Annotated in this window: 14 protein-coding genes; 7 read left to right on the top strand and 7 right to left on the bottom strand. The window is 70.4% G+C overall.

Features of this window, described 5'->3' with window-relative positions; all coding sequences use genetic code 11:
• Positions 1–14 precede the first annotated feature (14 nt).
• Positions 15–761, bottom strand: a complete 747-nt coding sequence (locus YIM_RS23220) for an SDR family NAD(P)-dependent oxidoreductase (protein WP_153032341.1) — start codon at positions 759–761, stop codon at positions 15–17.
• 104 nt (positions 762–865) lie between these two features.
• Here YIM_RS23220 and YIM_RS23215 point away from each other — a divergent pair, with 104 nt between their 5' ends.
• A complete protein-coding gene (locus YIM_RS23215; RefSeq protein ID WP_153032340.1) occupies positions 866–1459 on the top strand; it encodes a TetR/AcrR family transcriptional regulator in 594 nt (197 codons plus the stop codon).
• 46 nt (positions 1460–1505) lie between these two features.
• Here YIM_RS23215 and YIM_RS23210 read toward each other — a convergent pair whose 3' ends face one another.
• Positions 1506–3032, bottom strand: a complete 1527-nt coding sequence (locus YIM_RS23210; protein WP_153032339.1) for a CdaR family transcriptional regulator — start codon at positions 3030–3032, stop codon at positions 1506–1508.
• Positions 3033–3139: 107 nt separating this feature from the next.
• Between YIM_RS23210 and YIM_RS23205 the strand changes: the two genes are divergently transcribed.
• Together YIM_RS23205 and YIM_RS23200 are read left to right on the top strand one after the other, a co-directional pair.
• Positions 3140–4396 carry an FAD-binding oxidoreductase gene (locus YIM_RS23205; RefSeq protein ID WP_153032338.1) on the top strand — a complete coding sequence of 419 codons (1257 nt, stop codon included), beginning with the start codon at positions 3140–3142 and terminating at the stop codon, positions 4394–4396.
• Complete coding sequence (locus tag YIM_RS23200; protein WP_370469008.1) at positions 4393–5001, top strand: GreA/GreB family elongation factor; 609 nt, start codon at positions 4393–4395, stop codon at positions 4999–5001. The genes YIM_RS23205 and YIM_RS23200 overlap by 4 nt, the downstream gene beginning before the upstream one ends.
• 15 nt (positions 5002–5016) lie before the next feature.
• On the opposite strand, the gene YIM_RS23195 is transcribed toward YIM_RS23200, so the two are convergent.
• The 3 genes from YIM_RS23195 to YIM_RS23185 form a co-directional block, all read right to left on the bottom strand.
• On the bottom strand, positions 5017–7266 hold the full coding sequence (locus YIM_RS23195; protein WP_153032337.1) for a tetratricopeptide repeat protein: 2250 nt from the start codon (positions 7264–7266) through the stop codon (positions 5017–5019).
• 138 nt (positions 7267–7404) lie between these two features.
• Positions 7405–7761, bottom strand: coding sequence for a hypothetical protein (locus tag YIM_RS23190; RefSeq protein ID WP_228004929.1), 357 nt, complete (start codon positions 7759–7761; stop codon positions 7405–7407).
• Between the two features lie 190 nt (positions 7762–7951).
• On the bottom strand, positions 7952–8329 hold the full coding sequence (locus tag YIM_RS23185; RefSeq protein ID WP_153032336.1) for a hypothetical protein: 378 nt from the start codon (positions 8327–8329) through the stop codon (positions 7952–7954).
• An 86-nt stretch (positions 8330–8415) separates the two neighbouring features.
• On the opposite strand from YIM_RS23185, the gene YIM_RS23180 reads away from it, so the two are divergent.
• Positions 8416–9189: a TetR/AcrR family transcriptional regulator gene (locus YIM_RS23180; protein WP_228004928.1), complete on the top strand. Its 774-nt coding sequence runs from the start codon at positions 8416–8418 to the stop codon at positions 9187–9189.
• Positions 9190–9557: 368 nt separating this feature from the next.
• Here YIM_RS23180 and YIM_RS23175 read toward each other — a convergent pair whose 3' ends face one another.
• Positions 9558–10340, bottom strand: a complete 783-nt coding sequence (locus tag YIM_RS23175; RefSeq protein ID WP_153032335.1) for an SDR family NAD(P)-dependent oxidoreductase — start codon at positions 10338–10340, stop codon at positions 9558–9560.
• 98 nt (positions 10341–10438) lie between these two features.
• Between YIM_RS23175 and YIM_RS23170 the strand changes: the two genes are divergently transcribed.
• Complete coding sequence (locus YIM_RS23170; RefSeq protein WP_153032334.1) at positions 10439–11053, top strand: TetR/AcrR family transcriptional regulator; 615 nt, start codon at positions 10439–10441, stop codon at positions 11051–11053.
• Positions 11054–11082: 29 nt separating this feature from the next.
• Here YIM_RS23170 and YIM_RS23165 read toward each other — a convergent pair whose 3' ends face one another.
• Complete coding sequence (locus YIM_RS23165; protein ID WP_153032333.1) at positions 11083–11907, bottom strand: hypothetical protein; 825 nt, start codon at positions 11905–11907, stop codon at positions 11083–11085.
• Positions 11908–11994: 87 nt separating this feature from the next.
• On the opposite strand from YIM_RS23165, the gene YIM_RS23160 reads away from it, so the two are divergent.
• Both YIM_RS23160 and YIM_RS23155 read left to right on the top strand, forming a co-directional pair.
• Positions 11995–12531 (top strand): hypothetical protein, encoded by a 537-nt coding sequence (locus tag YIM_RS23160; RefSeq protein WP_228004927.1) that lies wholly within the window; start codon positions 11995–11997, stop codon positions 12529–12531.
• A complete protein-coding gene (locus tag YIM_RS23155; protein ID WP_153032332.1) occupies positions 12525–12851 on the top strand; it encodes a hypothetical protein in 327 nt (108 codons plus the stop codon). The genes YIM_RS23160 and YIM_RS23155 overlap by 7 nt, the downstream gene beginning before the upstream one ends.
• The last annotated feature ends 41 nt before the right edge of the window (positions 12852–12892 follow it).

The raw sequence follows: 12892 nt of genomic DNA, 5'->3' as shown, positions 1-12892 counted from the left end.
CCGGGCAAGTCGGGTTATGCGCTGTATCCGCCGTCGATCCTCAACACCGTGCCGGTGACGTAGGAAGCCTGCGGGCTGGCGAGGAAGACAACGCCCGCGGCGATCTCCTCCGGCCTGCCGTACCGCCCGATCGCCGTTGTCGGGAGGAACATGGCCGCTGCCGGGCCGTCGGCGGGGTTTCCCTCGGTGTCGACGAAACCTGGCTGGACGACGTTGACCGTGATGCCCCGGTGCGCCAGATCACGGGCCGCGCCCCGGCTGAAGCCCTCGAGGGCCGACTTCGTTCCCGTGTAGTACGCCATCCCCTGGAAACCCGCCCGAGTAGCCACACCCGAACTGATGCTGACGATCCGCCCGCCGTTCGGCAGCAACGGCACCGCCGCCTGGATCCCGGCCACCACACTGGTGTAGTTGACGGCGAGCTGCCGCTCGATGGCCGCTTCGTCGACGAGTTCGCTGTCGACGGGGCCGCCACCACCCACGGCCGCGTTGTTGACGAGGATGTCCAGCTTCCCGAACTGCTCGACCACGCTGTGGATCAGGCCCGCCGCCTGTGCCGCGTCCGCCTGGTCGGCTTGGAAGGCCGCCGCGCGCACCCCCTTCGCCTCCAGCTCGGCGACCACGGCCTTGGCCCGATCCGCCGAGGACGAGTAGCTGATCGCGACGTCGGCTCCCTCGTCGGCCAGCGCCAGCGCCGACGCCGCCCCTATCCCCCGCGACCCGCCGGTCACGATCGCCACCTTGTTGTCCAGCTTTCCCATGTGCTTCCCACTTCCCTGAGTGCGACGAGCGGCGGAGTTCTTGACCGCTCGGTCCACCATAGGGATAGTGGACCGAGCGGTCAAGAATCCGTATCCTGGGGCGCATGGCACGTCCGCGAGCGTTCGACGAAAAGCAGGTGCTCAACGCCGTCCGGGAGCAGTTCTGGGACGCCGGTTACGCCGCGACCTCGCTGGAGGACCTGATGCGGGTCAGCGGGCTGGGCAAAGGCAGCCTCTACGCGGCATTCGGCGACAAGCGCCAGCTCTTCCTCCGTGCGCTGCGCAGCTACACCGACGACAGCCACGACCATCTTCGGAAAGCCCTCGCCGAGGCTCCACGGGCGGTGGACGCACTACGCATGCTCCTCGAGGCACCGATCGACGACCCGGCCGGCGCGCGGCGTGGCTGCCTGATGGCCAACAGCACCTGCGAACTCGGCAACGCCGATCCGGAAGTTCTCGCCCACGCCCACCGCACCTACGAGACGTCCACCGCGCTGATCGGTGACTGCGCCGCCCGCGCCCAGCGCGAGGGCGACCTGCGGGCCGGCGTGGATCCGATCGCCCTGGCGCGAGCCCTCCTGGCCGCGCAACAAGGGATCGTGTTCATGAGCCGGACCGGGATGGACACGGCCACACTCACCGCCACAGCACGATCACTCGCGGCCCGACTCCTGCCGGACCACTCCGGCGACTGAACCGGCGGGCGCGGGCGGACCGTCCACACCAAGCCTTGCCCAACGGCTAGTCGTGCACCGCCATCGCGATCAGCATGGCCAGGCGCTGGCCCGGATCGCCGAGGTCCACTTCGGGCAGCACGGCCGCGATCCGGCGCAGCCGGTTGCGGATCGTGTTCTGGTGGACCGCCAAGGTGGTGGCCGCGTGGGACAGATCGCCCTGCGCTTCCAGGAACGCCCGCAGCGTCGGAAGGTAGTCGGTGCCGTGCCTGGCGTCGTGTCCGGCCAGCCGTGCCACCGGCCCGCGAGCGGGCACCCGGCCCACCGCGGCGACCGAACGCAGGCGCTGAAGCAGCACCTCGTGCCACGACTCGTCGTAGGACAGCGCATCGGTGTGACCGAGTTTCTCTTGCAGCGCAAGGCATTCGTCGGCTTCTCGCCGTCCGGCGGGCAGGTCGGCGACCACGCACTCCCCCGAAACACCCGCGACGATCCGCAGGTGCGCGGGCAGGCCGTGCGCGAGTTCGCGCACCCAGCGCCTCGCGGCCGCGTCGTCCGCTTCGGCGGGCAGCACGGTGTAGACCGTGTTGCCGAACAGCGTGCTGCGTCCCACGCGCGACCAGCCGAACCCGGTGGTGGCCCGTTCGAAGGCGAGCAGCAGCCCGGCGTGGCGTTCGGCTTCGGTGTGCGCCTGCACGGCGACGACCCGCAGTCCCGAGGTGGGCAGGCCCAGTTTCGCGGCCGCCGCGTCCGCGTCCGTGGCGCCTTCGAGCAGCTGGATCACCAGCTCCGACTCCACCTGGCGTTCCAGGTCGGCGCTGACCCGCCAGCGCAGCAGGTGCAGCGCAACCGTGCGCGCGCCGTCGGCCAGGATACGCGCCCGCGCCTCGTCCAGCGGTTCGGTGCGCACCACCCACAGCGAGCCCAGCACTTCCTTGCCCGCGCGCACCGAGGCGACCGATCGGCCGTGCAGCCCGTGCTCCGGTGAGGCCGGAACGTACAGCGGTTCATCAGAGCGGGCGAGGTGGGTGAACACGCCCTGGCGTTCGAGCAGGGCACGCACGCGATCCGGCACACGACGGCCGAGAATGGTGTCCTGCCTGGCCGGGTCGGCCTCGTGCTGCTGGCTCGAATAAGCCATCACCCTGGACAGCTGGTCCTCGATGGTGACCGGCCCGCCCACCGCCGCCGCGATGGTGTCGGCCAGTGCGGACAGGTCGGCCGGGCCCCGGCCCGACTCGGTCTCCCGCCCTTCGAGCACCAGTCCGTAGACCGCTCCGGCCAGCTGGCTCCACGACACGCTCGGCTCGACCACCAGCACGGCGAGCCCGGTCGCGGCGTGCAACAGGCTTGCCGAAGGTGTTTCGGTGGTCCGCACGACCAGCACCAGCGCCTGGGCGTCCCTGGCGAGTTCGACGGCTTCGGCCAGCGTCGGCACGCCGACGGCCAGGAAGACGTCACCCGCCGACGAGCCCGGCCGGACCGGGTCGTGCAGGGCGACGCTGTGCAATCCGGCCTCACGATCCGCCCCGGATCCGGCCAGCCGCGCACCGTAGGTCCCGAGGATCGTGATCAGCCGGTCGAGCTTGACCATGTCCGGATCCTACAAGCGCGATTCCCCAGATTGTGCGATCAGTACATGCCCCGGCGCCGCGACCTCGGTGATGCTCGGACAGACCAGACCCGTTCGAGGAGGACCCGATGACTGAAACCACCGGCGGAAGGCCGCGTACCGCCGTGGTGGTGGGCGCCGGGATCGTCGGCCTGTCCACGGCGTGGTTCCTGCAGGAACACGGCGTGCGGGTGACCGTGCTGGACCGGAACGGGGTAGCCGCCGGTGCCTCCTGGGGCAACGCCGGCTGGCTGTCGCCCGGTCTCGCCATCCCGCTCAACGAACCCGCGGTGCTGCGCACCGGACTCGGTTCGCTGGTCCGGCGTGACGCCCCGTTGCACGTGCCACCGACCGTCAGTCCCGGGTTGTGGTCGTTCCTGCTGCGGTTCGCGGCGCACTGCACCTGGCCCGCCTGGCATCGCGTGGTGGCGGGCAACCTGGCGCTCAACAACGAATGCCTCGACGGGTTCGACGCACTGATCCGCGGTGGCGTGGCGGCCGAGACCGTCGAAGCACCGATCACCGCGGTGTTCGAGTCCGCCGCACAGACCGCACCCCTGCTGGCCGAACTGCGCCGGATCACCGCGGCCGGGGTCCTGGTGGACCACACGACCCTGACTGGGAGCGAAGTCGCCGCCCACGTGCCGCAACTGTCCGCCCGCGCCGGGGCCGGAGTACAACTGGCCGGCCAGCGCTACGTCGATCCGGGCGGCTTCGTCGCGGCGCTGGCGGACTCGGTGCGCGAGCGCGGCGGCACGATCCGCACCGGATTCGACGTCCGCTCGATCCTCCCCCAGCGCAACGCGGTCACCCTGGTTGCCGACAACGACGCCGGCGCGTCGGGCGACGTCGCCGTCCTGGCGACCGGAGCGTGGCTGAGCCCGCTGGCCAAGAAGCTCGGCGTGCGCGTACCCGTGCGGGCCGGGCGCGGCTACTCCTTCACCGTGCCGACCGCGTCGCCGATCCGGCACCCGGTCTACCTGCCCGGCATCCGCGTCGCCTGCACGCCCTACCGCGACGGGATGCGCGTCGCGGGAACCATGGAGTTCCGCGGTCCCGACGATCCGCCGGACGAACGGCGCGTGCGGGCCATCGTGCGCTCGGCGGCCCCGTTCTTCGACGACGTGGACTGGTCCGCCCGGACCGGCACGTGGGTCGGGCCGCGACCGGTCACCACCGATGGTCTCCCGCTGATCGGCGCGACCACCGCACCGGGCGTGTTCGTCGCCGGTGGGCACGGCATGTGGGGCTTCACCCAGGGCCCGGTCACCGGCAGGCTGCTCGCCGAGCGCATCGTCACCGGCAAGCGGTCCGAGGCCCTGCGACCGTTCGACCCGCTCCGTTGACCTCCACAAAGGACTCCGAGCTGGCGTTCCTCCGCGCCGAGAACGCTCTGCTGCGCACCGAACGGGACATCCTGCTACGCGTCGCGGCCGGCTTCGCCGAGGACACGAACGCGACCCTGCTCCGCCGGCGCGGACCCCGCCAACCCGACGAACGAGGAACTGCCATGGAAACCGTGTGGCTGACCGACGAGGCCTACACCCGCCTCAGCGCCGAACTCGGCGCCCTGCGCGCCGCACCCGAAACCGGCGGTGACGCCGAAGACCGAGTCCTGGAACTGCGGCGGCGGCAGGCACGCACCCGAGAACTGGAAGGCCTGCTGCAGCGCGCCGTCGTCGGGCAGGCGCCACCGGACGACGGCATCGCCGAACCCGGCATGGTGCTCACCGTGCGCTTCGACGGCGAGAACACCACCGAAACCTTCCTGCTCGGCGTCCGCGACGGCGCGATGGGCGACGAACTCGAGGTGTACTCCCCCGATTCGCCACTCGGCCGCGCCATGACCGGCGCACGCCAAGGCGAGTCGCGCACCTACACCGTGCCGAGCGGCGCCACCGTGCGCGCGACACTCGTCAAAGCGGTGCCCTACGGCAGACACCTCGAATAACCGTCCCTGCCCGGGTCACAAGTCCTCGAGTTGTCGCTGGAGACGGTCGGCGTCGTCGTGGCGTTCTTGTGCCCGGTACAGCTCCCGCGCCTCCTGCCACGCCGCGCGTGCCTCGTCGTGCCGGCCGAGGGCGACCTGCGAGTCACCCAGGCCGTCGAGCGTGTTGGCGAGTTCGTAGCTGTAGCCGAGATCGCGGAGCAGCGCGAGGGCGGGCTGGTAGTGCTGGACGGCTTCGTCGTGCCGTCCGGTGTGGTGGGCGATGTAGCCCAGGTTCTCCAGTGCGTACGACTCACCGTCGGGATTGTCGTGGCGGCGGTGCAGGATGAGCGCGGAGTCGCAGTACTCGCGTGCTCGGTCGTACTCGCCGAGCCGGGCGGCGTGCCAGCCCATCTCGTTCAGCGCTTCGGCTTCCCACACCGGGTTGTCCAGGGTGCGGTAGAGGTCCAGTGCCTGGGTGGCGTGTCCCAGTGCCTGCTCGTTGTCGCCCCGCTGCCCCCAGGCGCGCGCGAGCATCCGATGGGTGTGGGCCTGGTTGGTGTGGTCGTTGTGGTCGGCCGCCAGTGCCAGGGACTCGTGCAGGTGCTCGACCGCTTCCTCGTGCCGTCCCACTTCGGTGCAGGCGTAACCGAGGGCGCGGTGGGCGCGGGTGCGGGCGGCGGGGTCGCCGAGGTGCTCGGCGGCGGCCAGGCCGGCGCGCCAGACGGCGAGCCGGTCGTCGCCCCGGCCCCGCCGGTCGTGGTAGGTGCCCAGGGTCCAGGCCAGCTGCCAGACCGTCTGGTGCCAGCCGCGGGCGGCGGCCGTGTGCTGTGCCGCCAGCAGGCAGGAGTGCTCGGCGTCGAACCAGGCCAGCGCCGCGGCGTAGTCGGGCAGCGGCGCGGGGTGGAACTCCGGTCCGGGCGGATCGAGCCGGACCGGCGGGCGGTGGGGATCCAGGAGCCGGTCGGCGGCGTGGGCGGTGTGCAGGCAGAACTCGACCACCCGGCGCAACGCCCGCTCCGGCACTTCGGCAGGCAGCCGCTGGTGCGCGGTGTCGGCGGCGTAGCGGCGGATCAGGTCGTGCATGGCGTACCGGCCGTCCCCGTACCGGTTCAGCAACGAGGCGTTTTCCAGTTCCTGCAACAGTTTCCGGGCGCGCGGTAGCGGATGGCCGATGAGGCAGGCGGCCGCGGGCAGGGAGATGTTGGCGCCGGGTGCGAGAGCCAGCAACCCGAACGCCGTCTGCTGGTCGGCGGTCAGCCGCTCGTAGGACCAGGACAACGCCGCGGGCAGGCTCGCCGACGGGTCCTCGTCCGCCAGTGCCGCCAACCCGGCTTCCCGCAGTTCTTCGGCGATCTCGGCGAGCGGGCCGTCGGGATGGATCTTGGCGCGGCCCGCGATGATGCCCAGCGCGAGCGGCAGTCCACCGCACAGCTTGACCAGTTCCGCCACCGCCGCCGGCTCGGCCGCCACCCGGTCCGGCCCGATCTGGGTGGCCAGCAGGGCGTGGGCCTCGTCGGCGCCGAGCATGTCGAGTGGCAGGTGGTGCGCGTTGTGGCGGGCGACCAGCCCGGTCAGCGTCCGGCGGCTGGTGATCAGCACGGTGCCGGCGTCCCCGCCGGGCAGCAGCGGCACGACCTGCTCGGCGTCGGCGGCGTTGTCCAGCACGATCAGCATCCGCTTCCCGGCGACCAGGCTGCGGTACAGCGCGGTCTGGGCGGGCAGGCCGACCGGGACGCGCCCGGATTCCACCCCGAGGGCGTCCAGGAACCCGCGCACCATCGCGCCGATCCGCGTCGGTTCGCTGTCCGGGCTGAAGCCGCGCAGGTCGGCGAACAGCTGCCCATCGGGGAACTCGGCCAGGTGCTGGTGTGCCCAGTGCAGGGCGAGCCAGGTCTTGCCGACTCCCCCGCCACCGCCGATCGCCGAGACCACCACCGTGCCACCGGCGGCCGACGCCTGGTCCACCGCGGCCGAAAGCGCGTCCAGTTCACGACTCCGCCCGACGAACGCCCCCGGCGGCGCGGGCAGTTGCCGGGGCACCGGCCCACCGGCGCCGGCCAGTTCGGTGGGGAGCACCGCGGCCAGCAACTCGTCGCGCTCGGCCGGGCGTACGTCGAGTGCTTCGGCCAGCAGGCGCACCGTCGCCATCCGGGGATCGTTGCGCTCGCCGGACTCGAACCTCCGGATCGTGCGCACGCCGACCCCCGACCGCTCCGCCAGCTGGTCCTGCGTCATCCCCGCCCGTCGCCGCAGCTGCCGCAGCAGCGCGCTGAACTGACCCGTCACCTGGCGCCCTTCACTCCCGCTTCACTCCTGTCGATCTTCCGGCTTGCCACGCTAGCGCGAAAACCTGCCACAAACGGCCGGTTCGCGACCCTGGACAGGTGCGCCGGAATCGAGGTGCTGCCCGTGGGGTGAGCGTGGTCACTCCACACCGTCCTGGTCCGGGTCCACGGCCGCAGCCGGGGCAGCCAGGCGGGCACCGCCCGGCGGTACTCCTCGTACCCGGCGCCGAACGTGGGTTCCTCGTACCAGCGCACGAACGCGGCCGGTACGGCCCAGGCCGCCGCGGCGTAGGCCAGGAGCCAGAAGCTCCCGAACAGCAACGCCTGCCCGATGATCGACAGCCAGAACCGCGCCGACGACCTGCGCCACGGCCCAACCGGGCAGCGGCAGCCGAAACTCCCAGCGGCTGATCAGCCCGGGAATCAGGCCGACCACCGTGCCGGGGGCGACCACGAAGAATCCCGCGCTGAGCAACGCGGCCTTCGTCTTGCGCACGACTGTGTTCCTTACCTGTTCTGTGGGTTCTCGGGGGCGTGTTCCGGCCGGGGACCGAAACCCACGAACCGCGCAGCCAGCGTTCGAAGCCGAGTTCGTCCATGAGCCGGAGGGTGGCGGGATGCACGGTGTCGCCGCGGAAGTCGCGCAAGGAAGTCACCGCCGCACACCAGGACGCCGGTGTTTTCGGTCATGACAATCCCTTCTGACGCAAGCCATATCGGAAGAACAAGGCGATCACCGCCACCCGCAGGGCCACGTTCACCCAGATCCCGGCGTGGACACCGCGCGCGAACGCGTAGATCTCGACCGCGGCGGTGCAGCCGTGGAAGACGATCATGGTCAAGGCGACCAGGCGGATCCCGTCGGACTGCCGGAGGTTCCGGCCCGCGAACGACAGGAACGCCATGGCCAGTTCGGCGGCTCCCAGCAGGTAACACACCAGATAGGCGTCCGCCGGGACGTGCACGCCGACGGCACCGGGAATCAGGCCCGGCGCGGCGATGAGCACCACCCCCGCCGCGAAGGTGATCAGGCCGTGGAAGGTCAGGAGCCTGCGGAAATTCATCGGTCCTCTAATTCATCGCTTGTTGAGTCACCGATGAGGACGATACACAGATGAGGTTCACATAGGAAGCAGTACCATGAGCTGCCGTGGACGACGATCTGGTCAGTGCCGCACTGGCGGCCGCCGAGCAGCACGGCAAAGATGTGGCGGACGTGCCGCTGAGCGCGATCGCGGCCGCGGCGGGGATCTCCCGCAGCACGCTGATCAGAAGGCTCGGTGGCTCGCGGGCGCGGCTGGACGAAGCGGTCCGGCAGGCCGGGATCGATCCCGGTGGGCGCCCGCCGGTCCGGGAGCGGGCCATCGAGGCGGCGGCCACGCTGATCGCCCGCGACGGGCTGGGCGCGGTGACGCTGGAGGCCGTCGCCGCGGCCGCGGACTGCTCGCCGACCAGCCTGCACGCCGTCTTCGGCAATCGCGATGGGTTGCTCGCCACCATGTTCGACCGGTACGTCCCGGTGCCGGACCTGGAGGCGCTGGCCGCCGATCCCCCCGAACGCCTCGAGGAGACGGTCCACGCCGTCTACGCCGCGCTGGCCGAGGCGATCGCTCGTGAGCCGCGCGTGCTGCCCGCCATCTTCGGCGACCTGTTCACCCGCCCCGACGGCACCGCCGCGCGGATGCTGAAAGCCAACCTGCCCAGGATGTTCGCCAGCCTCGGTGCCCTGCTGACCACCCACATCCAAGCCGGGCGACTGCGGCCGCTGCCGTTACCGTTGCTCATCCAACTGATGTTCGGCCCGATGGCCGGGCACATGCTGCTGCGTCCCGCACTGCGGGATGCCCTGGGAAACACCCTTCCCCCGGTTGACGAAGTCGCCCGGATATTCGCCGACGCGTTCATCCGCGCCACCGCGCAGTGAGCGTTTCATCGGTCGTTCAGGTTGTGGGACCGCGCGGGCCGCCAGTGGCGACGCGGCACGAACGCCGTCGGACAGGGGCGGTCGAAGACCAGCGCGGTTTCTGCGGCGTTCAGCACCAGCCCTTGCTGAAATCGGCCTCCAGCGCGGTCACGCAGTACATCACGACCGACGGGTCATCGACCCAGTCGAACTCGTCGTGGTGCCGATTGTCGTGCATTCGCTCAACCCCAGCACTCGATGGCGACCGGTATGCCGGTTCGGGCGCAGGCCTTCGTCGCGGCCGCGACAACGCTGCCCCGGTTGCTGCGTCACCAGGTGTGACAGTCCGAAGTGGACGAAGGCCGCGCCCGCGCACAGGGCCCGCACGTTCAGATCTGCGCGTGGCCGCCGTCGACGAAGAACTCGACGCCGTTGACGAAGCTCGACTGGCCAGAAGCCAGGAAGACCGCGGCATTGGCGATCTCGGCCGGATCCGCGACCCGGCCGAGCGGCACTTGCTCCGCCTGCGCGTCGAGCAGGGCCTGCTCCTGCCCGGCGGGGGCCAGGCCGAGCAAGCCGGGCGTCTTCGTCGGCCCCGGGCTCAACACGTTGACCCGGATCCCGCTCGCACCGAGTTCGATGATCCAGGACCGCGCCAGGTTGCGGACGGCCGCCTTGGTCGCCGAGTAGACGCCGAGACTCGGACCCGGCCGCAGCGAGGTGGTCGAGCCGGTCAGGATCACCGAGGCGTCCTCGGCCAGCAACGGCAACGCCTTCTGCACGGTGAACAGCACGCCCTTCACGTTGGTGCCGAAGGTCTTGTCGAACGCCTCCTCGGTCACTTCGGCCAGCGGTCCGGCCACTCCCCCGCCGGCGTTGGCGACCAGCACGTCGATCCGGCCCTTGCGCTGCTTTATCGTCCGGTAGAGCGCATCCAGGTCGGCGAGATCGGCCGAATCGGTCCGGATGCCCTCGACGTTCGAGCCGATCTCGCCGACCGCCGCGTCCAGTTCGGCCTGCCGTCGTCCGGTGATGAAAACGTAGGCGCCCTCGGCGACGAACCGCTGGGCGATGGCACGGCCGATGCCGGTGCTGGCCCCGGTCACCACGGCGATCTTGCCCGCCAGTGTCGTCCCGCCCGCTCGCACGCTGTCTTCCGCTAGCACGGTCATCTGGTGTCCTCGCTGTGTCCGGGCAGCCGTTCTTGACTGCCACGTCCAGAACGTACGCATTATGGAATGATCCGTCAAGAACCGGTAGGGTGGCCACCATGGCCAGGCCACGGAGTTTCGACGAAGCGCAGGTCCTGCACGCGGCGCGGGAGCGGTTCTCCACGACCGGATACGCCGCGACCAGCATCGACGAGGTCGCGGCAGCCACCGGCCTCGGCAAGGGCAGCCTCTACGGTGCCTTCGGTGACAAGCACCAGTTGTTCCTGCGGGTGTTCGAGCGCTCCTGCGCCGAACTCAGCGCGGAGGTCGAGCGGGCACTGACCGGCCCGGACGCCGAAGCGTTCGAGCGGTTGTGTGCGCACGTGCGCGCCGTGGCCGCCAGCACCGCGGCAGACGTCGAGCGTCGCGGTTGCCTGCTGGCCAGGGCTACCTCGGAACTCGCCGGGCAGGACCCGGCCGTGGCCGCCCACGCCCTGCGCACCTTCGAATTCCTCGAAGACCTTTTCGCGGCCTGTCTGGAAAAAGCGCAGCGGCACGGCGACATCGACCCGGAGGCCGACCCGCGCGCGTTGGCCGGAATGCTGCTGGCGGCCGTGCGCGGGATCGAGGCGCTGGGCAAGGCCGGAAAGAGTGAGGCCTCGTTGCGCAGCATCGCCGAAACCGCGCTGGCCGTTCTTCCGCGCCCGGCGCCCAGCCTCTCCCCCGAAACCTAACTACCGTCCACAATGGAGAATCTGGCCACTCAGCTGACGTTGTCTTCCAGGCCATCGCCTGGGGTGTACAACGTCACGGAGATGTCGCGGGCACTGTCGAATCCGTCTGCCGGAACGACCACGGTCGCGTGAACCCGTGCGGAATCCAGGTAGATGACCACGCCGGATTCCCCAAGCTCCATGTCCGTGCGACGCAGATCCGTGACGCGCGGAACCGCGATCGACAGCTCACCACAGCGAGCCTGGACGGCGAGCTGGGCGATCAAGGTCAGCTGGTCCGCCGAGTACGCCGGACGCTGCCCCGCGTCGGCGGCCGTTCTGGAACCGGCTTTCCCGCCTCGGCTGCGCGAGTATTTGCGGAATGCCGCCTTCACCGCGTCGTACGCGGCATTGCCCAGGATGCCGGAGCCCGCCGCGGTCGCCACCCACAGCGCGGCTTCCAAGAACGATCCGTCTCGGCTGGCGTCGGCTGGTCTGGCGTGGCCTTCGTCCTCGCTGACCGGACGTGGCCGACGGCTGGGCAATGGCCCCTGCAACGCTCGGGAGATGAGGACAGTCGCCCGGAGGTGCGACGCGAATTCCTCATCCCGGCCGAGTTCACCGGCGATGGCTTCCTCGAGATCGAGACGAGCCTGCCGCATCGCCGCGTCATCGTTCCGGTGGTCGAGGTCGGCGAATGCCGCCATGGCCTGCCGCAGAAGGCCTCGGCCCTCCTTGCCCGCCTGATCGACGAGCCTGGCATGTTCAGGACTCCCCCGCCGATGACCAGAGGCGTCCGCACCTTCCCGGTAGAACTGCTCGACCGCCTTTGCCGAAAACCAAGCGACATCCCGATACTCGTCGCTATCGCTCACGTCGTGGCCCCCGCATCGTGACGACATCTGGTCCGTGGGAAACGATAAACACACACCGGGCCGGTCGCCGGTGGCAGGATCGCTCGTGTGCTGAACGTGCGGATCAACGATAGGGCGTATCGGGCGCTGGGATCGGCCGGATTGCCATCGGTGACGCCATCCGAGCTGGCTGCCGGATTGCGGGAGTTGCTCACCTGGGGAATCGACCGCCGCGGCGACGTACTGGCTTTCGGCGGATACTCGGGGTGGGCCGGTGAGCCGCCTGGCGGGTACGAGGACCTCACGGGCTGGGAATGCGCGGTGACCAGCTTTCACCTCGAGGATCGGGTACCGGTGCACGTGGACGTCGTCGACGCGGTTCCGGTGATTTCCGAGCAGGATCAGCTGGTGCTGCTGCGGCAGGGAACGCGGTTCGCCATGGAAGTGGTGCGGCTGGCCGGTGCGCTGGCGGATCCGGTGCCGGTGCGCTGCATCGTGTCTGCCAACAGCACGAACGGGACCTTTCGCTTCCATCGCGCGCGCACGGGCGAATCCTTGCTGGCGCCCGATCTGGACACCTACACCGAAGACAAGATCGTCACCGTCGACAGCGGGCCGGCCAGTCTGGGTGGGACACCATGGTGACGGACCGCCCTGGCCCGGTGAAGCGGTTTCTGGCGCCGGTGGCCGTGGGCGTGATCGCGGTGGTGGCGTTCACGCTCTGGTGGCTCGGGAACCGGCATACGGCCACCGCCGACGTCGTCGAGGGGTGGGCGATGCCGAACGCGGCGGGAACCGTTGTCTCCCTGCACGACAGCGACGACACGCGGTCCGGCAACAGTTACATCATTGCCGCCGCTTCGTGGTCCGACAGTGAGAACGTCTGGCATGAGGGTGCCGGCGGTCCTACCTGTGTCGGTACCGACACCACCAAGAAGACCCGCGTGCGCTTGGGCATCCCGTGATAGGGGCGTTTCGCTTGATCGTCCCGGCTAGAGTGGCCTGC

This window comes from Amycolatopsis sp. YIM 10, from assembly GCF_009429145.1.
In the GTDB taxonomy this organism is placed as follows: Bacteria; Actinomycetota; Actinomycetes; order Mycobacteriales; family Pseudonocardiaceae; genus Amycolatopsis.
This window is presented reverse-complemented; position numbering and strand designations above follow the sequence as displayed.

Bases quoted from the DNA above. Each gene is read 5' to 3' on its own strand.
- YIM_RS23220 (WP_153032341.1), bottom strand. From the start codon at position 761: ATGGGAAAGCTGGACAACAAGGTGGCGATCGTGACCGGCGGGTCGCGG.
- YIM_RS23215 (WP_153032340.1), top strand. From the start codon at position 866: ATGGCACGTCCGCGAGCGTTCGACGAAAAGCAGGTGCTCAACGCCGTC.
- YIM_RS23210 (WP_153032339.1), bottom strand. From the start codon at position 3,032: ATGGTCAAGCTCGACCGGCTGATCACGATCCTCGGGACCTACGGTGCG.
- YIM_RS23205 (WP_153032338.1), top strand. From the start codon at position 3,140: ATGACTGAAACCACCGGCGGAAGGCCGCGTACCGCCGTGGTGGTGGGC.
- YIM_RS23185 (WP_153032336.1), bottom strand. From the start codon at position 8,329: ATGAATTTCCGCAGGCTCCTGACCTTCCACGGCCTGATCACCTTCGCG.
- YIM_RS23175 (WP_153032335.1), bottom strand. From the start codon at position 10,340: ATGACCGTGCTAGCGGAAGACAGCGTGCGAGCGGGCGGGACGACACTG.
- YIM_RS23170 (WP_153032334.1), top strand. From the start codon at position 10,439: ATGGCCAGGCCACGGAGTTTCGACGAAGCGCAGGTCCTGCACGCGGCG.
- YIM_RS23155 (WP_153032332.1), top strand. From the start codon at position 12,525: ATGGTGACGGACCGCCCTGGCCCGGTGAAGCGGTTTCTGGCGCCGGTG.